General features: G+C 61.9%; 13 protein-coding genes, 2 tRNA genes and 2 pseudogenes. 10 read left to right on the top strand and 7 right to left on the bottom strand.

Features of this window, described 5'->3' with window-relative positions; all coding sequences use genetic code 11:
- The first annotated feature begins 95 nt into the window (after window positions 1–95).
- The 4 genes from AC1MFL_RS13670 to AC1MFL_RS13685 all read left to right on the top strand — a co-directional run bounded on the left by AC1MFL_RS13670 (window position 96) and on the right by AC1MFL_RS13685 (window position 8,667).
- Window positions 96–167, top strand: a tRNA-Thr gene (locus tag AC1MFL_RS13670).
- A gap of 62 nt (window positions 168–229) precedes the next feature.
- A tRNA-Met gene (locus tag AC1MFL_RS13675) sits at window positions 230–306 on the top strand.
- Window positions 307–1,258: 952 nt separating this feature from the next.
- Window positions 1,259–5,302: an Eco57I restriction-modification methylase domain-containing protein gene (locus AC1MFL_RS13680; protein WP_479810430.1), complete on the top strand. Its 4,044-nt coding sequence runs from the start codon at window positions 1,259–1,261 to the stop codon at window positions 5,300–5,302.
- A complete protein-coding gene (locus tag AC1MFL_RS13685) occupies window positions 5,299–8,667 on the top strand; it encodes an SNF2-related protein (RefSeq protein WP_479810431.1) in 3,369 nt (1,122 codons plus the stop codon). Before AC1MFL_RS13680 ends, AC1MFL_RS13685 begins: the two co-directional genes overlap by 4 nt.
- Before the next feature lie 428 nt (window positions 8,668–9,095).
- Here the strand turns inward: AC1MFL_RS13685 and AC1MFL_RS13690 are convergent, their stop codons facing one another.
- Window positions 9,096–9,863, bottom strand: coding sequence for an ATP-binding protein (locus AC1MFL_RS13690; protein WP_479815314.1), 768 nt, complete (start codon window positions 9,861–9,863; stop codon window positions 9,096–9,098).
- Window positions 9,863–11,452 (bottom strand): IS21 family transposase, encoded by a 1,590-nt coding sequence (gene istA, locus AC1MFL_RS13695; RefSeq protein ID WP_479810432.1) that lies wholly within the window; start codon window positions 11,450–11,452, stop codon window positions 9,863–9,865. Before istA ends, AC1MFL_RS13690 begins: the two co-directional genes overlap by 1 nt.
- Window positions 11,453–11,796: 344 nt before the next feature.
- Here istA and AC1MFL_RS13700 point away from each other — a divergent pair, with 344 nt between their 5' ends.
- Both AC1MFL_RS13700 and AC1MFL_RS13705 read left to right on the top strand, forming a co-directional pair.
- Window positions 11,797–12,828, top strand: a complete 1,032-nt coding sequence (locus tag AC1MFL_RS13700) for a ParA family protein (RefSeq protein ID WP_479810433.1) — start codon at window positions 11,797–11,799, stop codon at window positions 12,826–12,828.
- A complete protein-coding gene (locus AC1MFL_RS13705; protein ID WP_479810434.1) occupies window positions 12,825–13,673 on the top strand; it encodes an SIR2 family protein in 849 nt (282 codons plus the stop codon). Before AC1MFL_RS13700 ends, AC1MFL_RS13705 begins: the two co-directional genes overlap by 4 nt.
- A 3-nt stretch (window positions 13,674–13,676) precedes the next feature.
- On the opposite strand, the gene AC1MFL_RS13710 is transcribed toward AC1MFL_RS13705, so the two are convergent.
- Window positions 13,677–14,162 (bottom strand): hypothetical protein, encoded by a 486-nt coding sequence (locus AC1MFL_RS13710; protein WP_479810435.1) that lies wholly within the window; start codon window positions 14,160–14,162, stop codon window positions 13,677–13,679.
- A gap of 44 nt (window positions 14,163–14,206) precedes the next feature.
- Window positions 14,207–15,382 (bottom strand): annotated as a pseudogene (locus AC1MFL_RS13715) (Y-family DNA polymerase); the annotation flags it as partial.
- A 151-nt stretch (window positions 15,383–15,533) separates the two neighbouring features.
- Between AC1MFL_RS13715 and AC1MFL_RS13720 the strand changes: the two are divergent.
- The 3 genes from AC1MFL_RS13720 to AC1MFL_RS13730 are packed head-to-tail and all read left to right on the top strand — an operon-like array spanning window position 15,534 to window position 18,765.
- Window positions 15,534–16,796 (top strand): site-specific integrase, encoded by a 1,263-nt coding sequence (locus AC1MFL_RS13720; RefSeq protein WP_479810436.1) that lies wholly within the window; start codon window positions 15,534–15,536, stop codon window positions 16,794–16,796.
- Window positions 16,793–17,758, top strand: coding sequence for a tyrosine-type recombinase/integrase (locus AC1MFL_RS13725; RefSeq protein ID WP_479810437.1), 966 nt, complete (start codon window positions 16,793–16,795; stop codon window positions 17,756–17,758). Before AC1MFL_RS13720 ends, AC1MFL_RS13725 begins: the two co-directional genes overlap by 4 nt.
- Window positions 17,755–18,765 (top strand): tyrosine-type recombinase/integrase, encoded by a 1,011-nt coding sequence (locus AC1MFL_RS13730; protein WP_479810438.1) that lies wholly within the window; start codon window positions 17,755–17,757, stop codon window positions 18,763–18,765. Before AC1MFL_RS13725 ends, AC1MFL_RS13730 begins: the two co-directional genes overlap by 4 nt.
- Window positions 18,766–18,875: 110 nt before the next feature.
- Here AC1MFL_RS13730 and AC1MFL_RS13735 read toward each other — a convergent pair.
- Window positions 18,876–18,986: pseudogene (locus tag AC1MFL_RS13735) on the bottom strand (Y-family DNA polymerase); the annotation flags it as partial.
- 26 nt (window positions 18,987–19,012) lie between these two features.
- A complete protein-coding gene (locus AC1MFL_RS13740; RefSeq protein ID WP_479810439.1) occupies window positions 19,013–19,444 on the bottom strand; it encodes a LexA family protein in 432 nt (143 codons plus the stop codon).
- Between the two features lie 438 nt (window positions 19,445–19,882).
- Between AC1MFL_RS13740 and AC1MFL_RS13745 the strand changes: the two genes are divergently transcribed.
- Complete coding sequence (locus AC1MFL_RS13745) at window positions 19,883–21,007, top strand: EcsC family protein (RefSeq protein ID WP_479810440.1); 1,125 nt, start codon at window positions 19,883–19,885, stop codon at window positions 21,005–21,007.
- Window positions 21,008–21,292: 285 nt separating this feature from the next.
- Here the strand turns inward: AC1MFL_RS13745 and AC1MFL_RS13750 are convergent, their stop codons facing one another.
- Window positions 21,293–21,706, bottom strand: coding sequence for a helicase associated domain-containing protein (locus tag AC1MFL_RS13750; protein ID WP_479810441.1), 414 nt, complete (start codon window positions 21,704–21,706; stop codon window positions 21,293–21,295).
- Between the last annotated feature and the right edge of the window lie 306 nt (window positions 21,707–22,012).

Here is a 22,012-nt window from a genome sequence, read left to right on the forward strand (position 1 = left end):
CTGGCGCCCTGAATTGCGCCAATTTTGACGCTTTCAGAGCCTTCCAGGCGCCGATTTGTTGGGAGCGGAATCTTCCGGTAGAGTATTTACTCGTTGCCCCCCTAGCTCAGTGGTAGAGCGCGTTCTTGGTAAGAACGAGGTCACCGGATCGATTCCGGTGGGGGGCTCTGAATGAGGGCCTGTGTCAAGGCGGTTTTTGACCGGCTTAGCGCAGGTTTTCCTCATTTATGGCGGCGTAGCTCAGTTGGTTAGAGCGCACGACTCATAATCGTGAGGTCGGGAGATCGAGCCTCCCCGCCGCTACCAGATAAGACCCCCGGAATCCGCGAGATTCCGGGGGTTTTTCTGTACTTGGAGAATAGTGCTTTCCGAGAGTCGTCTCTGAGAATCCCCGGTAACTCCTCACTTTCCCTGGCACGTGGCTGTTAAATGGCTGCTCCTGGCTAGGGCTTGCCGCCCGGGCGCCGGACTAGGCTGCGAAGCCCTGCGCGCCCCCTGTGCGCCGGCTGCAGCGTTCATAGGCGGCTGTGGACGTTTTGTGGACGGAGGGCGCTCAGGTGGGCCACCAGAGCGCTTAAGGCGGGTCTCTTTCCTTTTGCCGCAACTCGATACGCTCGTTCGGTCCCTGCCAGCGGGGCCGGCCACAATCGTTGTTGGAACATTGGTCTGATAATCGAAAGGTCTCCGGATCGACGCCGGTCGGAGCCACCAGCTAGAACCCCGCAGTTCCCAGTGTTTACACGGGAACGGCGGGGTTTTTTCGTTGCTCTAGGGACATGACCATTCAGTGTGCATCAGTCAGAATCAGCCAGGTTATGAGGCAGGCCTCTGGTATTCCCTTGGTAGGAACCAGACACTTAGGCCGCGGCCGAACTTAGGGCAATCCGTTCCTGGAAATCTTCGAGGGCAAAGGATCCTCGCGACTGGGAGCGTCTATGGATGGATCAACCAAAGGCCCCAAGGCAATCGGCACATGGGTCGCGCAGTCCCGTGCGAGTGTCATCAGTGCGCCCCAACTTGGGAAGACCTGAGCGTCGTCACGCGACAGCTCCGCTTCCGCCTCCGTGGCCCGCAGTGATTTACAGACTTGCTCGCAATGAGAAGGTCGCAAGTCGCCGGCGGCGGTAGGTCCGCTCCTTTCAGGTGATGACGGCCATCATGCGACATCGATGCTCAATGGTCCGGGTCGACCGCAACTGAAGGTAGGCAGCCGGGTAGCCTGATCCGAGAAGACAAGCGCAAATTCAAGAGGAGCACAATGACGACCCACGATGCGGCTTTGGAATCATTCCTTAGCGATTTCAATGGACGAACGTGGTCGCAGTCTGGGGCGCCCGACTACCTGACTCCAAAGTCCTTCTACCAACCGCTTGACGGCGTGCGGTTGGACATTGTTTACGCGACGGCGCCGCATCGCCCGAAGTCATCCGACGTGCGCGCCCTATGGGAAAGGCGGTGGAACCGCCGACCGACAGGTGCCCTTCTGGTCGTTGGTTATCCGGGAAGCGACGCCATTGCCCGTGCTGCTGTCGTGGGTCTGCGAGATGATGCCCAGCTCGCAACTGATCTGCCGTTGTCCCTCGTCGAGCGAATAGTTGAACAAAGCCTTGACGCGCCAACCACCGCGCAGGCCGAGCAATTACTCGGGCCGATATTCCTGGCGCGCGAGGACGACGACGTACTCGGACTACACAACACAGGCCTCTTCGCCACGCACGAGCTTCTCACCAACGTCCCTCATCGGCACGATTGGAAGACGGCAGGGGAGCATGCCCGATCATTCCGTGGTCATTCCGGTGAGGACCTCGTGCGTACGCTCGGCTGGGAAGTCTCCCACCAGGGCACTGACCTCATGCTCCGCAAAGATGGTCGGGAAGAGGCCATCGCTGTCCTTCTGCAAGGCAGCGAGCTTTTTGACCGCCCTTCATCTCGGTTCGGAGAGATTTCGCCTGTCCAGCATGGTCTTTCCGTCGCGCGCAATGCCCGAGTCAGGTGGGTTCTGGCGGTGCAGGATAGCCGCATCCGCCTCTATACGTCTGATCCAGACACTGGCATAGCACGCAAAGGCAGCGACACCTACACCGAGATCGACCTGGCCACGATGGACGATGAGCACCTCGCCTATGCCACGCTCCTCATGACTCCAGCGGCGCTATGCGAGGGAGGGACAGCCGACGCCATCCTAATCGGATCTATGGATCACGCCGCAGGCCTTGGGGAGCGTCTCCGGGAGCGGGTCTACGTCGATATCGTTCCCGACCTCGCCACCGCGGTCGCAGGACGGCTGGAGGCGACTACTGAAACTGAACTCCAAGAGGCCTACCATACGACGCTGGTGATTCTTTTCCGGCTCCTGTTCGTCGCATACGCCGAAGACCGCGGCCTCCTGCCTTACCGCACCAGCGAGGCTTACACGCATGTGTCCCTGAAGGAGCGGGCCCGGTATTACGCCAAGCAGGTTCAGGACGACAAAGACCTCTCCTTCGACGCCAACGCTTACGACTTGTGGGACACCCTGCTCAATATTTGGCACGGCGTCTTTGCCGGTCACACGGAGTGGCGCATTCCGGCCTACGGCGGCTCCCTTTTCGACCCCAACGATCCTACCGGGGCAACAATCGCCAACCTGCGGCTGACCAACGCCGAGGTCGGTCCGGCGCTCGTCAAGCTTCTGGTGGACACGGGCCGGGACGGCACCCAGGGCCCGGTCGATTTCCAGACCCTGAGTGTCCGCGAGTTCGGAACCCTCTACGAGGGCCTTTTGGAATCATCTCTGTCTATGGCGCCTCGCGATCTTTCTGTGGATAAAGAGGGCGTTTATGTCCCCGCGGGGGCCAACGACGAGGTGATCGTTCACGCCGGGGAGGTGTACTTCCATAATGCTTCCGGCAAGCGCAAGGCCACTGGCAGTTACTTCACGAAGCAGTTCGCGGTTGAGCATCTCCTCGAGACCGCTCTCGATCCCACGGTGGAGGAACACCTCTCCCGGGTAGCGGTCCATCTCGAGACCAGCGACGACGTCGCCGCATACGAGGCCTTCTGGGATTTTCGGGTCGCGGATATCTCGATGGGATCAGGGCATTTCCTGGTCGGCGCTGTCGATCACATTGCGTCCGCCTTTTCCGCTTTCCTTTCCGCGCATCCCATACCTCGTGTCACTCGCGAACTCGATGAGTTGCGCGCCACAGCGTTCGAGAAGTTGGGAGGGTCGGGAGTGGGCGCGTTGCCCGAGATCGATCAAATGACCTTGGTGCGCCGTCAGGTCGCCAAGCGCTGCATTTATGGCATTGACATCAATGCTGTTGCCGTCGATCTCGCCCGCCTCGCGCTCTGGATCCATACGTTCGTGCCCGGCCTGCCGATGTCTTCCCTTAATCATGGTCTCGTCCGAGGCGATTCCCTGACCGGTATCGGTACCCTGGATGAAGCCCTTGACATCTTCGAACCAAAGCGGCTGGGGATGCGTTCCCTTCTTGCTGATCGGCTTGACGCCGTGCTGGACGACTCGGCGGTGACGCTTCGCCGCGTCGGACTGGCGGCCGAGGCCTCGGCATCCGAGACGAAGGATGTTGAGCAAGCCTATGCAGAGGCGCGTCGGGAGGCCGAACCGGCCAAGGCCATCCTGGATGCTGCCGTTGCAAACCGCCTCGGCCTCGTCAACCTCGATGGCGTTCTCGACACGGATCTGATTCTCAAGACAGGCCGGGATTCAACCGTTCGGGAAACCGTTGACCAGTTGGGTGGCGTTCACCTCGCCCTCGCGTTCCCGGAAGTATTCATCAGCCGGGATGGTGGGCACGCGGGATTCCATGTGATCCTTGGCAATCCGCCCTGGGACGAAGTCATGGTCGAAGAGCCCAAATTCTGGCAAAGGTACTTCCCCGGCGTCATGGGGATGGCACCCGCTGCGCAGAAGAAGGCCATTAAGGAATACCGTTCAGCACGCCCGGATCTGGTCGCACTGCACCAGTCCGAGGAAGCGAAGGCAGAAAAGTACCGCCGCGCCCTGCTCGCCGGCCCTTACCCCGGCCTTGGCACGGGCGACGTCGACCTGTACAAGGCATTCTCTTGGCGGTTCTGGCAACTCCTCCGACAAGGCGGCCGCTTCGGCGTCGTGTTCCCCCGCTCAGTGCTGAACGCCGCCGGGTCCGCCCAATGGCGGAAAATACTCCTCAAAGACGGCCAGTTCCAGTCAGTCGTCTCGTTGACCAACACCGGAAAGTGGGTCTTCGACGACATTCACGGACAGTACACCGTGACTTTGCTAACAGTTGAAAAGGCCATGGCAGCTGAGCCTGAAGTCCGTCTCGCTGGCCCGTTCCACTCCCTGAAGGACTTCCTCGCCGGACGACACATCCTGGGCAAACTGCCAGCTTCGGGTCTGGCCGAGTGGGCCAGCGGGGCATCATTCCCGTTGTTGCCGGACACGTCCGCAATCGATGCGTTCCGAGCATTGCGTTCCCACCCGCGATTGGACTCAGGTGAACAATGGCTTTTCAAGCCCGTCGCCGAATTCCATGCCACGAATGACCGCAAGACCTTCGACGCCGGCGGCCCGGCGCCGGACCTATGGCCCGTCTACACCGGGGCGACGTTCAACCTCTGGTCTCCCGACGCCGGTGATCCCTACACATATGCAGATCCGGCCGCCGTTACCCAGTCGCTATTCGACAAGCGGAAACGCCAGGCACGTCTTGCCTCCTCGGCGTTCTTTGGTCTCGATCCGAAAATCGTCAATGACGCCGCCATGCTGCCCTGCTACAAGCCCCGTATAGCTTTTCGGGATGTAGCGCGTTCCACCGACTCTCGCACTGCCATCGTGGCTTTGGTCCCGGGCAACGTCGTGCTGACGAATACCGCACCATACCTGCTGCAGCGGGCCGGACACCGTACCGATGAGGCATTTCTCCTGGGAGTGCTTTCGTCCATCCCTTTGGACTGGTATGCGCGCCGGTACGTAGAGTTGCATCTCAATCAGCACCTCTTCAATGCCCTGCCGATCCCTCGTCCGGACCGCGACGATCCACGCCGGCTCCGTGTCGTGGAAATAGCGGGCCGCCTGGCTGCAGTGGACGAACGCTATTCAGGTTGGGCTGCCGAAGTCGGTGTCCCCGTCGGATCCACGACGGACACCGGGGTCAGGATCGATCTGATCCATGAGCTCGATGCCGTAGCGGCGCACCTGTACGGGCTGACCCGTGGGGCACTTATCCATATCTTCACGACGTTCCATCGAGGTTGGGACTACCAGTCCCGGCTGACTGCCGTTCTGAACCACTTCGATCGATGGAGCAACCAGTGAGCATTTCACTATCAGTGAACCGGCCGGAGTTCGCCACCAACAAATCCGGATCTGAACCGCAACGGGTTGCAGACGCGGTAGCGAAAATGATCGATAACGGCTCCGCAGGACGCGTGAAGCCAACCGGAGTGGACATTGCAACCGCCTACTTCAATGTCGGCGGATTCATGCTCCTGGCAGATGCGTTGGATGCCGCTGGTCCTGTTCGATTGCTCCTGGGTGCGGAACCTGTCGACTCCGAGGTGCGCGCCACCGTAACCCCCCTCAGCGTTCTGGGGGCACGTAGAGGTGATCCTCGCCTCCGCGAAGCTCTGGAGGACCACGATCATGCGCTCGCCGAGGACCGCAACCTTGTCAGCATCACTAAAGAGGGCGACAGCGCCGTTCAACGCCTCCTGATCTGGCTTCGCGAACATGACGTTCAGGTCCGCCGTCTTGAGAAGGACTTTCTCCACGGCAAGGCCTTCATCGTTAAGGACGGAGGCGCGAGCGTCATGGCCGGGTCCTCCAATCTGACCTATGCCGGACTGGCCAGGAACCGGGAACTGAACCTCGGCGTGTACCAGCCCTCGCCTGTGGAGCGAACCCAGGAATGGTTTGATGATCAGTGGGCCGACGCGGTGCCCTACGACCTGGCTGGACTGTATGCCGCCCGGACGGAGCTGCATCAGCCTTGGACGGTGTTCCTGCGGATGCTGTATGAGCTCTACGGCGACACATATAAGGAGGACACCGAATTCGACAATGAGCTCGGCTTGACCGAATTCCAGGCCGACGGCGTGCACCGCGCCAAACGGATCCTCGCCAAGCGCGGCGGTGTGATCGTCGCGGACGAGGTCGGCCTGGGCAAGACCTTCGTGGCCGGTGAACTGATCCGCGAAGCTGCCATCGAGAACCGGCAAAAGGTACTGGTTGTCGCCCCAGCTACCTTGAGGGACTCCACTTGGCGTCCGTTCCTCAAGGACAAGAACATCAACGCAGATGTGGTCTCCTACGAAGAACTCGCCGCCGATATCCAGACCGGCCGGGCCGGCAAAGCGGGGGCACATGTACAGTCGCTGGACTCCTACGCTCTGGTGGTCGTAGATGAAGCCCACAATCTGCGCAACGCCAGCACCCAGCGCGCTGACGCCTTCCGCATGCTCCTGGCCGGAGCAGTCGCCAAGAAGCTGGTGCTGCTGACGGCAACCCCAGTGAATAACTCCCTTCAGGACCTGCAGTCGCTTGTCTCCTACATTGACCCGGCCGACGGCGCATTCGCTGACATCGGAGTGCCCAGCGTCCGCAGGTACATAGGCTCTGCAATGGCAATGGACCCGGACGAGCTATCCGGCAAGCATCTGTTCGAGCTGCTCGACGCCGTAGCCGTTCGCCGCACGCGTCGCTTCATCAAGACCCAATACCCGAACGCCAAGGTCGGAGGGGTACAAATCACTTTTCCTCAGGCGAAGGTTCATCGGGTGGATTACCACCTGGACGACATCCTGCCTGGATTCTTCGGCAGGCTCGCGGACGCGCTTGGCGCCCGCATCGACGACGAGGATCTGGACAGCACCGGCGTCACGCTGAAAGAGCCCGGCACGGTCCTGACCATGGCCCGCTACGTGCCTTCCCGGTTCCTGCTCAGCAGGGAATCAGTTGAACAATATGAAGTCCAGAATGCCGGATTGCTCCGCTCCGCGCTGCTGAAACGATTTGAATCCAGTGCCGTGGCCTTCGCGTCGACAGTCATGAAGATGATCGCGTCCCAAGACCAGTTCCTCTCTGCCTTGGACAAGGGACAAGTCCTTACCGGGGACGCCCTTCGAGCATGGGCAGCGGCTGACTCCGATGACATCAATGCAATTATCGGAGCACTCGACGGAGAGACGGTGGACAACAATGTCGACCCGGTCTCGGGCTATGACCTTCCGGCGCTCCGGGCCGCGGTGGTGGCTGACCGCGGCCTCCTTCACCGGCTCTTCACCGAAGTGGCATCGGTGAGCTGGAAATTCGATCCGAAAATCCAGCAGCTTGCCAATGAGATTGGCCAGATTTCCGCGGAAGCCAGGAAAGACGGCGTCGGCCCGGAGAACACAAGGGACCGACGCAAAGTTTTGGTTTTTACATACTTCGCTGATACCGCAAACTACATCGGCGAAGCGCTCACCGCCCTGGCAGATCATGGTGACGAACGCCTGGCTGATTACCAGGGGCGAATCGTGTTGGCCACCGGGGGTGACCGGCATGGGCGGAAGGACGCTATCGTCGGGTTCGCACCACGCACCGCCGGCACGTCTGAGGACGAAGACAAATACGATCTGGCGATCGCCACTGATGTCCTTTCCGAAGGCGTGAACCTTCAGCAGGCCGGACACATCATCAACTACGATCTGCCATGGAATCCCATGCGCCTGGTGCAACGACATGGGCGCATCGACCGAATCGGGTCCCAGCACAAGCAAATCCACCTGCGCTGCTTTTTCCCAGACGACGAGCTCGAGGAGCTACTCCAACTGGAAGGACGCCTGCAGCTCAAACTCAAGCAGGCTTCCGCCGCCTTCGGTGTCAGCGACGGCGTGCTGCCCGGGGTTGAGGCCGCCGAACGCATCATGTCCGAAACCAAGGAGGAGATCGAGCGCCTCCGCAACGAAGACGCTTCCCTCTTCGATGACACAGGGTCCGCGGCGGCCTCCAGCGAGGAGTATCAGCGCCGCCTTGCGATCGCCCTAAAATCCGCAGATACAGCGCGGAAAGTCCTTGACCTTCCGTGGGGTGCCGGTTCCGTCATGTTTCGCCCCGGCGTTCAGCCCGGTGTCGTGTTGTGTGCCAAGATCGCGGATCATCCGCGTCCCGAGTTCCGCTACGTACCGCTCAAGGCCGGTCACCTACAGGTACTCGATGGCGAGCCTGAGATCGTTTCGGAGCTCTTGACCTGCCTCGAACAGGCCGATCCTGGCCACCCGAATTTCCACCCGGCCGAACCTTCCGACACCCTGCGTGAGGATCTGTACACCGCGTGGAACGCCGCCCAGATTGATATTCACAGGGACTGGATGCTGCGCACTGACCCCGCTACGTTTGAACCTTCTGTCCCCAAAGTAATGCGCGTCGCGGCCGATCTCGTGCGGAAGCAGGGGGGCGTTCTGGGTGACCAGCAGGACAGGCTGGTCGAGCGGCTCAATCAGGTGGCGAATCCCCGCGCCGAACGGGAAATCAGGGAAATTCTTAGCTCTCATCGTGGTGTCTCACCGGGGACAACTGCACAGGCCCTAATGGAGAAGGCCAACGAACTTCGGCTCAAGGCTCCAGCCCCTATTGACCCCCTCCCGCAGATAGGGCTGGAGGACATCCGGCTTGTGAGTTGGATGGCGATTGTGACTTAGGTTGGCCTGAAGTTGGCGCTCGAGTGGCAGCGACAAATCCCGTCTTTGGAGGCTCGAGCCCTGCACGCGGCGCCGCACTGTTTGAAGGCCGTAGAGACCCAACGGCAATGCACTGGGACCTGGCAGCAGCCGCACGGACGTTGAACATGGGGCGGTTTCTGGACCCAGCCGGCCATCAGTACGGAGGCCATTTCAGTGATCCGGCTACCGTGCACAGATCCCGTCTCCAATCAGTCATGGTAAAGCCGGTGGGTTGCTGAGCAGTCCTCTAGCGGAGGGCTTGCTCGAGTTGCCCTCGGATTAGGTGACTCTGAGTGTCAGCCAGCCTGGCGAGTAGTCCTTGATGGTAGCGCTAGTCCAGGCATCTGGTAGCGCAGTTCTGACGTGGTGGTAGCGGCCCGGGCGCTGTGCCCGGGCCGCGGCCGGTGTTACTCCCAGTAGGCCTCGTGGGCGCGGGCCTGGTCGTTGCGGTGCCGGCGCATGTCGATCTGACCGAGGTTGATGATCCGGGCGTTGTTGGCGAGGCGGTTCACGATCGAGTCCGCTGCGACCCGGTCGGGCAGCTCAGCAACCCAGTGCGCTGGCCCCGTCTGCGAGGCAATCATTGTCGGAAGCCGGTGCTCCCGGTTCGCGAGGATCGCGAACAAATCGCTGGCAGCGTCGCTGTCGATGCCGACGGTGAGGAAATCGTCGATGATCAGCAGATCGATGTTGGAGAGCTCGTTCAACAGCTTCTGGTGGGCGATGCCGTCGCCGCGGGCGATGACGAGCCGCCGTGCCAAGTCGTCCATCCGGAAGTAGAGAACCGAGTGCTCACTCTGGCAGGCACCGATGGCCAACGCGCAGGCAAGGTAGGTTTTCCCGCCTCCGGTGGGCGAGATGATGAGCAGGTTCGTCGCATCGGAGCGCCAGTCATGGGCGGCATAGCGTCGCATTCTGACCGGGGTGATCCCTCGCCCGTCGCGGTAGTCGACCTCAGCAACTGTTGCCCCCGGGATCGGGAAGGCGGCCTGACGGATGAGTTTGTCGACCTTGTTGATGCGGCGGGACTCCAACGCGTCGTCGACCGCAGTGAGAAACAACTGCTCGGGAGTGAGTGTGTCGTTGCCTTCGTCCTGGATGAGCTCCTCCAGCCGGGTCGCGACGTGGGTCACCCGCAGGGCCCGGAACTTGTCGTAATCGATGCTCGTGAACATCACTTCCCCTCCTCGTCGCGTGCGTAGTGGGAGGCATCGCGAACGTAAACGTCCGAGATGGTGTCACGGAAAACGACAGTGCTGCCGCGTTTGCGCGTCGAGGCCGCCGGGATCACCGGCCGGGGCTTCTTCGCATCATTATCGATCGCCGCCATCAACCGTTTCAGCGTCGAGTAAGTCGGATGAGCGCTGCGGTTCACAAGCTCCTGGCAGGCCGCCTCCAACCGTTCCCGGTTATTCTTGCCGAGCCCGTCGAGGATGTTCTGGCACGACAGGTAGCCCTGCGCCTCGATCACCTGACCGTCGAGGATCTGCTCGATCACCGTGACTGTTGCCGGCCCGACGCTGCGCGCCCGGTCGATGAACCACCGCCGGGACCACAACCCATCAATATCGCGGTGCCGCGGCGGGACATGGTCCGGCAAGGTCGAGTACTGGCCTTTGCGGCCCGTCAGCCGCGGGTGTTCGCAGATGCTCTCGTGCCCGTCGAAGACCGTCACTCGGGAAGACGTCAGCCGGACCCGCAGCAGCTTGCCCGCCAACGCGAAGGGCACGGAATACCGTTGTGTGTCCGCGGTGACGTGGTAGTTCCGGGCCGCCTTTAGTTCCTTCCACTCGACGTCCTCGAACCCGGCATCGGGCAAAGGGCCGAGCAGCTCCCGCTCCTCGGTGTCGAACCTCTCCCACCGGGTCGTGTCGTCGGCGCGGCGGATATCGTGGTTGATCTCCCGCACCCGCTCCTCGATCGCAGTATTCAACTCGCTCAGCGTCGTAAAGACATCGTCATCGAGGTAGCCGATGACGCGTTTGTTGACCACGTTCACCGCGTTCTCGGCTGAGGCTTTATCGCGGGGTTTCTTCACTCTGGCCGGGACAATTGCTGTCTGGTAGTGATCCGCGAGTTGCTGATACCTCGCGTTGACGACCCGCTCCGCATCGCCCTTATGGGTTTGGTGGGTGGAGGTCGTCGGGTTATCTGGCACGACGATCTGCGTCACGCCGCCGAAGAACGCGAACGCTTGAACATGCGCGTCGAGCCACGCCGGGGACTTCATATCCGCATATGCGCGGCAGAACATCAGCCCCGAAAACGGCAACACCGCGACGAACAAAATTGCCCGGACCACCTCGCCGGTGATCGTGTCGACGACATCCATCGTGTCGCCGGCCCAGTCCACCAGCATCGCCCGCCCCGGCTCATGGCGCAGCACCGCCACCAGATCGTGGGTGCGCAGGTAGCCAGTGAACAGGGCGCAGAACTGGGAATACCCGTACTTCTTCCCCGCGTCCTTGGTGTCGACGTAGCGACGCCACGCCAGCAGCAACGTGAAGTGCCGGTTCGCTTTCAAAGACGCCAGCACCCGCGACAAGTCGGGCTGGTCATACTCCTCCGACACTTTCCGGCGCCCGTCGGGGAACCAATCCGCCAGCTCGCTGTCACTGACCGCGACCGCCGAGGTGAGACCCCGCTCCTGGACCTCCTGCCGGACCCGGGCCACGTCGCGATGCGAGCACCCCGCGATCTCTACAACTTCGCGGTAACTCCTCCCCTCCAGCAACAACCCCAATATTTTACGATATTCCGCCATGGCCCGCCCTTAACAATGAGACGACAACGCCTTATGCGTTGTCATCTCACAGCACAGCAGTTCACCAGGGCGGGCGCTACCGTGTTCCCGGAATCTTGCTACCAGATGCCTGGACTAGCGCTACCTACAAGCGCTACTCGCCAAGCCTGAGCTGCATTTTGCCTTCTTCGATCGTGGCACACACCTAGAGACTTCTATCGGCTTGATTATTCACCGCATGGGCGTCGTCGCAGAGCGCGCCCAAGTCGTGTCGCACGGCCCCTCTTCTATAGGGTTCATGTGACAACAGCTAAAAAACTCGGTGAAGCAACGAGTTTAGCAATCACTATCTCCTGGGAGCTGCAATGAAGTCGCTAACGTTCTTCAATAACAAAGGAGGCGTTGGCAAGACGACTCTCGCTGTGAACATGGCACATCATCTCGGGAAGAAACACAAGCAGCGGGTGCTATTTGTGGATTGCGATCCACAGTGCAACGCAACTCAAATACTTCTCCCCGAAGAAACTTGGGAGGAGCTGTACAGGACTCCAGAATCGGCCACTAGTAGCACCATCCTCAAGACAATCAACGAGCTTCGACACGGAGACTCCCGTATTGATACCGATCTTCCAGTTATAAAAAGCGAAAGATTTGCTGTCGATGTCTTGCCAGGACATCCTTTTCTAGCGCTTCTAGAAGATGTCTTGAGTGAGTCCTGGGGACAATTCGCTGGTGGGATACTCGGCGCAGCAAGGCGGACACACTGGGTATCGCAACTCGTTGAAGCGGCGGACTATGACCTGGTCGTATTTGACGTGGGTCCGAGCCTCGGTGCGCTCAACCGCTCCGTCCTCATCGGATCCGACATGTTCATCACGCCCGTCGCGCCGGACTTGTTCAGCCTCTATTCGTTTGACAACCTGGCGACCTGGTTCAGTAAGTGGGGCAGAACTTATACCCGGGCGGTTGCCGCAACTCACAGCGAGAATGACGATGTTGCACTGGCTCCGCTGATGATGTCGGACTCAGGCGACGTCCGGGTGGTCTTTGGAGGCTATACAACTCAGGAGTACCTCACAAAGTACACAGAAGGAAAGGCGCGGTCGGTTCTCGCTTACGACAAGTACAAAGTACAAATACCCTCAAAGGCGAAGGCCTTGGCTAGCAATCTGCTCTCGCCGGAGCTGGATCTCGATTTGGGCGTAGTGCCATACATGTTCTCGATGGTCCCGCTTGCGCAATCAGCCCACGCTCCCATCTTTGAGCTGAAGGGATCGGATGGACTAAACGGCGCGCAATTCAACCAGCAAAGCCGCTATTCGAAGAAGCTGGCAGCGATAGGTGATAAGTTGGCTGCGCATTTGGGGCTGACTGCCGAGTCTAAGGCGGCCTTGTGAGCGGGATAGCTTGGCAGGGCGATCTTTTGAAGCAGGTTGCTCGGCGAAATGTGGTTCTATTTGTTGGCGCGGGTGTCTCTATGGCGAGCGAAAATGCGGCCAGTCAGCGCCCTCTCGGATGGAAGGCTCTGCTTCAGAAGCTAGCTAACATAATTTGCACCCAGAGCCAGATGCGAACGATGGTGAACCCTATGATCAATCGCGGGGAGTATCTACTTGCAGCGGAGTTCATAAAGTACACAGCAACCAAGACCGGCAACTTGAATCACTACCGCGACACCATTACCCTCTTTTGCGATGGGCCTGAGGGGGATAGATTCGCTCCCTCGGAGCTACACAATGCTTTGATGGACCTTGACCCCGCCGTTATCGTTACCACAAACTTCGACCGAATCCTCGAGCGAACTGCGGGCGATGGCTACCACACCATGTCGTTCAACGAACCGGAGATCGATAACGTTGTTAGGCAGTCAAACAACCTAATCCTTAAGTTGCACGGGTCTGTAAATCATGGCTCTCCTCTCGTCTTCACCCAATCCGAATACACCTTACTCAGGAGAGACGGCGCATTAGCACTGGAAGTGTTGCAATCGTTGCTGCTCACCAAGATGGCACTGTTCGTGGGCTATAGCTTTAGTGACCCGGATTTGAAGCTTATTCTCGAGACGATCTTCGGGGTTCCAGGTCGGGGACCTGGACACGTCCTAGTCATGAATGGCAAGATCCCAGACTTTCAGCAGGAACTCTTCACGGGCGTGTATGGCCTCAACGTGGTCTCCTACCCGGTTGGAGAGCACGGAGTGCTTCTCGAAGGTATTAAGGAACTGGCTGCGGCACTGGCCTGATACCTACGTGTCAGGCTGGAACGGTAATACGCGCCGCCGGATCCGGCCGGTCGCCTCCACGAGCCGGGGTTCCAGGTCCAGTGCGATCTCTGGTTCCCGCACGAGCTGTTGCCCGTCGGTGCGGGCCAGAACGACACGCCGCCGGTGCTGGTGATGACTTCGGCGTTCTCGGGGTTCAAAGGCACGGATGCTGCCCTCCCGCACGACGCCGGACCTTCCGCGGCGGAGAGCGACGGGTCGAAGGGCCGAACGGGTGCCGGGGCCTACCTGAACCCTCCAGAATTCGATGCTGACCAGGTCGCCGCTGCCGACGGCTGCTGTGCCGCGGGTGCCCCACCAGGCGTCTCGTCCGAACCAGTGCTGGGACTCGGTGTCGGGATCGACCAGCCAGATCCGTCCGTCGTGCCGGATGGCGAGGGGTTTGCCTGCCGCACCGGTCCGGACCTGAAGATCGTTGTTGCTTGTGGGGGCTTCGATGGTGGTGGTCATGACGGTGCGTTCTTTCGTGGTGCGGTCGTGCTGGCGTGTTTGGGTTAGGCGGCTTTGACGAGGGGGAGTTCGTCCCAGTGGGTGGTGTACCGGGGGGAGAGCATGTCCCGTTTCATGGTCCAGTCCGGCCCGCCCCGGATCCCGCCGTGGCCCAGGCCGATGGAGCCGCGCCCGTACCGGCGGGTGATGTCTTCCAGAAGTGTTCCGACGTGGCGTTCCTCGTGCGGGTTCTCGAACAGGGCAAGGGGCGCCTGGTTGCCGCTGGGGCGCAGGTCGGTGACCATGATCCCGGCCCTGGCGTACCGGATGCCCTCACAGATGCGGGGCAACAGGGCGTGGGCTGCTTTGGTCAGGATCACCGGGTCCGCGGTCGGCATGGGCAGTGGCACGCACACCGAGGGGTAGGAGGTGTCTTTCGGGTTGAAGTGTGAGGTGCCGGCGAACGCGGTGAGGACTTTGGCCTGGAGCCCGTGTTTGGCCAGCCGCGCCGAGGCCTGCTGGCCGTAGACGCTCATGACCTGACGGATCCCGGCGGCGGTGGTGATAGGGGTCGCGAAGGAGCGGGAGAAGATGAGCTGGTCCCGGCCGATGCGTTCTTCCTCCATCGGGATGCAGGGAGTTCCCTGCAGTTCCAGGACGGTGCGCATCATGACCACGGAGAAGCGGTCCCGGATCATCACCGGATCCGCCCGGGACAGATCAAGGATGGAATGGATTCCCAGGGCGTTGAGGCGTTTGGTTAGCCGGGTGGCGACACCCCAGATCTCGATCACGGACAGCCGGCGCATCAGCCCTTCCCTCTCGGCAGCGGGCACGGAGTCCCAGTGGCAGACCCCGTCGAAGGCCGGGTTGTTCTTGGCCCATTTGTTCGCCAGCTTCGCCAGGGTCTTCGTGGGGGCGATCCCGACACAGACCGGCACGCCGACGTTCCGCCGAACGGTTGCCTTCATGGCCCGGCCCAGGGCCAGGAGCTCGTCCGGGGTGCCTTTGACGCCGAGGAACGCCTCGTCGATGCTGTAGACCTCCAGCCAGGCCGAGTACCGGCCGAGCAGTTCCATGACCCGGGCGCTGATGTCGCCGTAGAGCTCGTAGTTACTGGAGAGGGCAACGAGTCCCCATTGTTTGGCGCGCGGGGCGAGTTTGAACCACGGCTCACCCATGGCGATGCCGAGGGCCTTGGCCTCGGGGGAGCGGGTGACGGCGCAGCCGTCGTTGTTGGACTTCTGTGCCCTGCCTGATTATGTGGCCGCGACTGCCGTGCGGTGGGCGCTGGCGGCTGTTTCGGGCTCTGAGCCGGTGTTCCATGGCACATAACGGTTGGCTGGGGCGATGGTGGTTACTTCATTTTCTTTGAGGAGAAAGGAAGTTGCCATGTTGGAGGAGTATTTCGCCAAGCCGTCCACTGTCGATCGGCTCCGGGGCTCATGGATGGGCGTTGAGATCGAGACGTACGTTGTTTGGCTGGCCGAGCACCACTACAAGGACAGGTGCATCTGGAAGCGGGTCCCGCTCGTCTTCGCGTTCGGCGAATTTGCCAGGGCCCGGGGTGCCACCACCATTGGAGAGTTGCCCAAACACGTGGACGCGTTCGTCGAGCACCGGGTTGCCCTTCACGACGAGCACACGGGCTCGACTCGTTCGATGGCCAACGAAGTCCGGGGCCCCGTGGAGCACATGCTCTCGGTTGTTCTGGCCGGGTACGCGCCGACCGGACGGAAGCGCGAGCTTCATCCGTTCACCGACACTGTCCCGGGCTTCTTCGACTACCTTGTCCAGGAGCGAGGCCTCCGTCCGTTTACGGTGCGTGGCTACCGCATCCACCTCGACCACTTCGAAACCTACCTGCGGCAGATCGGCGTGGAGTCGATTCGGGAGATCTCGCCGATTATCCTTAGTGCCTTCCTCGTCGAGCGCGCTGGCACCGGACTGGCCAAGACTACGGTGCGTGATGAAGCGGGTTCGTTGAAGGTTTTTCTGCGTTATGCCCACCGCCAAGGCATCCTCCCCGCAGACCTGAGTTCAGCCGTCGGATGGCCTCAGGTCTATCGGCTATCGGACATCCCCCGCTCCATTTCCTGGGACGACGTCACTCGGGTCTTGGCCAGTGTTGACCGCCGGACCGAGGCGGGCAGGCGCGACTACGCCATTCTGGTCCTGCTGGTCACCTATGGGCTGCGCGGCCGGGAAGTCGCTGCGCTGACCCTGGATGACATCGACTGGAAGCATGAGCGTTTGGCTGTCCCCGAGCGCAAGGCCGGCCACTCCACGGCATTTCCCCTTTCTGCCGTGGTCGGCGAGGCAATCCTTGACTACCTTCAGCATGGGCGCCCAACAACCAGTGACCGTCACGTGTTCTTTCGTGCCGTGGCTCCCCGCCAGCCAATCAGCGCCGCCGGGGTTTCGTCCTGCGCCCGCCTCTATCTGCTCAAGGCCGGAATCGACGTGGCCCGGCCGGGGTCGCACACGTTACGCCACACGGCGGTCCAACGCCTCGTTGATGCGAACTTCGCCCTGAAGACCATCGGTGACTTCGTCGGGCACCGCTCAGCACGTTCCACCGAGATCTATGCCAAGGTCGCCGTCGAGGCACTGCGGGAGGTCGCCCTGGGTGACGGGGAGGCGGTGCTCGGATGAGTGCGAACCTCACTGCCGCCGTGACAGACTTCCTGGCCTACAAACGGGCGCTGGGCCGGAAATACCTGAGCGAGGAAGCGACACTGCACCTGCTACTTGCATTCGCCGAACAGCACGCGGTGACCGATCTGGCGGACCTCACCCCGCGCCTGTTCGACGACTTCGTTGCCTCCAGGCCACGGCACCGGGCCCGCAGTTTCAACCACCTCATCGGAGTACTCGGGAGTTTCCTTGACTGGGCTGTCAGCCAGCAACGCCTGGATGCATCACCCTGGCACGGAACGCGTCGCCGGGAGACGGATCGGCGGCTGCCCTTCCTGTTCGATCCATCCCAGGCCCGGCAGCTACTCGCGGCGGCAGCGGCCCTTCCCGACAATTCCCGGGCCACCGGTCGTGGCCCGACCTACCATGCCATCTTCGCCCTGTGCTACGGACTCGGGCTCAGGGTCGGAGAGGCCTGTGGACTGCACATGGAGGACGTTGATACCGAGAGGCAGCTTCTCATCGTCCATGGTGGGAAGTTCGGCAAGAGCCGCTTCGTTCCCTTCGGTCCGCGCATCGGGGAGCTGCTCGCCCTCCAACTCGAGCGCCGACGCGAGCAAGAAGGATCCGAACCGGATGCACCGCTGTTCACTTTCGACGGCCGGCGCTGCGTGCACACGGGCAGCGCGAGCGGAACGTTCAGCCGCCTCGCCGCCGGCCTGGCGTTCCCGGTTCCTGAGGGCACTACGGCGCCGCGCTTGCACTGCCTGCGTCATTCGTTCGCCGTCGGATGCCTGCTCCGCTGGTACAGGGAAGGCGTGGATCCATCGGCGATGCTCTACCAGCTCTCAACGTTCATGGGCCACGTCAACCCATCCTCGACCGCTGTCTACCTGACCATCACCCCGGAACTCCTCTCCGAGGCAAGCCACCGGTTCGAAACCTATGCCGAACGCGCCTGGGCGGAGGCGGAACCATGACCGGAACACAACAGCTGGGGCCGCTGATCCACTCCTTCTTCATCGACCACCTCGTCACCGTCAAGGGCCTCCGCCCTGCCTCAGTGCGCAGCTACAGCGACACCATCCGGCTGCTGCTGTGCTTCGTGGCCGAGCAAAAGGGAACCAAGATCACCAAACTCACGCTCGAGGACCTGAGCTTCGAACGTATCCTCGGCTTCCTGCGCTACCTGGAAAGCGATCGCCATAACCACGTGCGGACCCGCAACCAACGCCTGGCTGCCCTGCACACCCTTTTCGAATACATCGCCAGCCGGGAACCGACGATGCTCGAAACCTGCCAACGGGTTGCGGCCATCCCCATAAAACGGGCGGCACCCGCCGAGACGCACTTCCTGGAACGCGACGAGATGGAGGCACTGCTGCGGCACCTGCCACGCACCGGCCGCCTCGCCCAGCGGGACCACGCCCTCATCCTGTTCCTCTACAACACCGGGGCGCGGGCACAGGAAATCGCAGAGCTCCGGGCCGGAAACCTGCAACTGGTCGAGCCCTACCTCGTCAGGCTCCACGGCAAAGGAGACAAATGGCGGACCTGCCCGCTATGGGACCAGACCGCAAAACGACTCACCGCCCTGCTCGACTCATCAGGTGCACCGGCAGCGGCAAACGCCCCGGTCTTCTGCTCGGCAACCGGTGAAGCACTCACCCGCTTCGGCATCTACAAGGCCGTACGGCGCCTCGCCGGACACCTCGACGATCCCGGCATCAACCGCACGGTCAGCCCACATGTCTTCCGCCACACCGCAGCGATGCACCTCCTTGAATCCGGAGTTGAAATCAACGTCATCCGCGGCTGGCTCGGGCACGCCGACCTGACAACGACGAATCGCTACGCTGAAATCAACACCAGGACAAAAATGGAAGCCCTGCGGGCCACCGAGCCGCCCGATACTTCGGCGGCACGCCGCCCCACCCCCGTCTGGAGGTCCGACGAAACACTGCTCAACTGGCTCTCAAACCTCTGATCGTTATGTGGCCCGAATCAACCAAACCAGCCCGCCAGAACCGGGTACCGGCGGCTCGGGCTACATAATCAGGCAGGGCACAGAACTCCAATTATGTTCCGCGGAACATAATTTGAGAAGACGATGACGGGCCGGCCCTCCAGGGACGGGTCGAACGCCCGCTCGGCCGAGGCATAGAAACAGTTCACATCCACGTGCGCGATCTGCGGCATGTGCCGCATCACCGCCCGTTTAGACACGGCCGGCCCTAGACGACGTGGAGGCATCGGGTCGCGACGCCCCACACCACCAGATCGGACAGGGAGGGCACCCGGATATCCGGGTAGGTCGGGTTCTCTGCCTGCAGCACGACCCCGGTTGCGGTGATCCGGAGCCGTTTGATGGTCAGCTCCCCGTCCAGGACGGCAACGACCACGGACCCGTCCACCGGTTCCAGGGCCCGGTTGACGATCAGCTCGTCCCCGTCGCTGATCCCGGCGCCTTCCATCGAGTCCCCGGACACCCTCACGACGTAGGTGCTCGTGATGTCCTTGATCAGGTGCTCGTTCAGGTCGATCCGGCCATCAAAGTAGTCTTGCGCGGGCGAGGGATACCCGGCCGCCACAGCGACCGGAGAGATCAGCACCGATAACAACGATGCACCCGCATCTATCACACGGGGACCAACAACAACGCCCACAACACACCCTTTATTCGAATATATGTTCGATTAACCATAGCTGTCAGGGCCGACAAAAGAACCATCACCGGCGCCGGTCGCCCGCCGTATCCCGCCACACTCTTCGAGCGGCTCAAACCCAGGTGTCCACGCTCCCGGCGTGCATGAAGCGCGGCCCTCCGCGTCCTCGCCCCAGAGATCGCCGCCGCTCGCACGTGGACGTGCCCGGCTACAGCCAGCTCGTAATCGGCCGCCCTACTGCGCGCGCAGACGTGCCAATGGCGGACTAATACGTCGAATTGAAGGGGTCACCCGCGCCGTAAGGGCGGGCACCTGCCGCCGTCCGCATCGACGGCCTAAGCCCAACGCAGCCTCAAAGCCGAGCCGCCCGTGCTCAAGCGCTCGGGATCGATCGCGTGTCGGAGTCCTTCACTCCTGATCGTGGGGCACAATGGCGGCATGACTGAACCCTCGGCCTATGAGCTCGATGCGTGGCGCAACGTCCAACGGTTCCAAGGCCGCCCCCTCTCTCGAGTGATGAGGGACGCCGGCGAGCAAGTGGCCAACGGCGCTGCGGAACTCGGCAAACGTGCCACGAAGTACTTGGAAGAACGCCCCGTAGCGCAAGCTGCCGTTTCGCGTGGGCAGGAAATGGTCGCCAAGGGTGCTCAGACAATGGGCGCTGGCGCCCGCAAAGCTGCCGATGCCATACCCGACGGCATGGCCAACTGGAGCGGCGGTGCTTTTGCGTCGATGCGGCAGACTGTGGCACGAGCCTCACGGGCGGGACTCTCACCCAAACAGGTCGTGAAAAAACACAGGAAGCGGGGACACGACGTCGCATCACTTTCCGACCTGCGACGCCTTGACCTCGAGCAAATCGACGCTGTCCGTGGCGGGGGAGCGAGCTGGGGCTACCCGCTTGCTGCGGCGATTTCTGGAGCGGGGGCAGGGCTTGCGATCTCCGGAGGAGAACTCGCCGTCCCCCTCACCGGCGGAGCCGCGGCAGCGCCATCCGGCGCTGTCATCGCCGGCGCCTTTGTTGGCGACGCCGCATTCGTTCTGGCACTCGGGTCCCGCTGCGTTGGCGAGGTGTCGTTGTTCCACGGCTACCATCCGGAAGATCCTGCCGAGAAGCTCTTCATAATGTCGGTCGTCAATGCCGGAACGGCTGTTTCAGCCGGCGCGAAGTCCGCGGCAATGGTCGACATCTCGCGGCTCACCCAAGCACTCGTCCGCAAAAAGAGCTGGGAGATTCTGGACCAGTCAATCGTCGCTCAGGTCTCGAAACAGTTCGCCAGCGCATTCGGCGTTCGCCTTACCAAGCAAGGGCTCGGCAAAGTCGTACCCGTAGCCGGGATCCTCGTTGGCGGCACCCTCAACTGGACAACCTTGGAGGGGATCGTTGACGCCGCCAACATGGCGTACCGGCGGCGGTTCCTCCTGGAGAAGTACCCACACCTTGGCGACGAGGAAGCGCCCGGATTGTTTCCTGATGACGACCATGACAGCCCAAAAGAAGTCGACGAGGCTATCAGCGTTATTAGCGAGCTCGCCGTGGCGGGTGGACCCGACCTTCACTGACCTGAGGCAATTCACACCCACAAAACATTCACCGAGTCGCGACTGCCGGACCGGCTGATGTGTCCGCGTCCCGGTAGCTGACGGTGTCCCCGAGGGACGCCTATTCCGGGTGGGATAGCTCTCGTGGTCACGGGCGGTTTGTGTCTGGCGTATGAGGAAAGCCTCCGCGCGAGTCCAGGACTCAAGCGCGGAGGCTCTCGGTTCTCCAAGCTGGGGGGACTGGAGAACCAGAGCCATTCTACTAGCCTGCCTGACGTCACGCCGCTGGGAAACGCGACCTTCCGGTCAGGGCAGGGGACGGCGGCCCCGGGTCCTCCCGGCCTTCCATCCGGGAACCGCATCGTCCAGGAGCTTGATTTTCACTGAGTCGAGGGCCCCGCGGCGCCGTTTGTACCGCTGGGCGTGGATCCAGACTCCGAGGCTGTGTTCACGCTTTGAGTCATAGTCGTGGTGGCGTGGCCAATCGTTTCCTTCCTGACGGAAATCCACGAGCTCGGCCAACCGGTCGTGCCACCTGGCCTCGTCCGCCGCTGCCCTGTGGTTCTCAGCCCATCCCGGCACGTGGGAGAGTCCGTCGCGATAAGCCGGGTCGAGGGTGCCTTCGACTGCTTCGCGCCGGCGGCCTGACAACCACCGCGCCATGGACCGTTCGCTCCGGTCGGCCGAATGGCCGTTGGGGAGCCGCCCCTCGGCCGTCACCCAGGCGATGACCTCCTCCAGCGGGCAAGATCCTTAGGCGAGGGGCAAGGAACGGGTACGGCGCCGGCGGCGGCCTGGTGTTCGGCCTCGAGTCCCGGATCCTGGCCGCGAGCGATGACCAAGTGGTATCCGACGGCTGCGGGGTGAACGCGCACGAGGGCAGCGATACGTTGCCGGCTCAGTCCGAGCCGGTACATCAGCACCCATTCCGCGTCCGGAGCGCGCCGCAGCCGCCTGTCCATGATGGACACCATCCTGCCACAGCCTCTCCACTGGGCGGGCGGGTACCCAAGGACCAAGGAAACT

The sequence above is a fragment of the Arthrobacter sp. BG3 genome, from assembly GCF_056680185.1.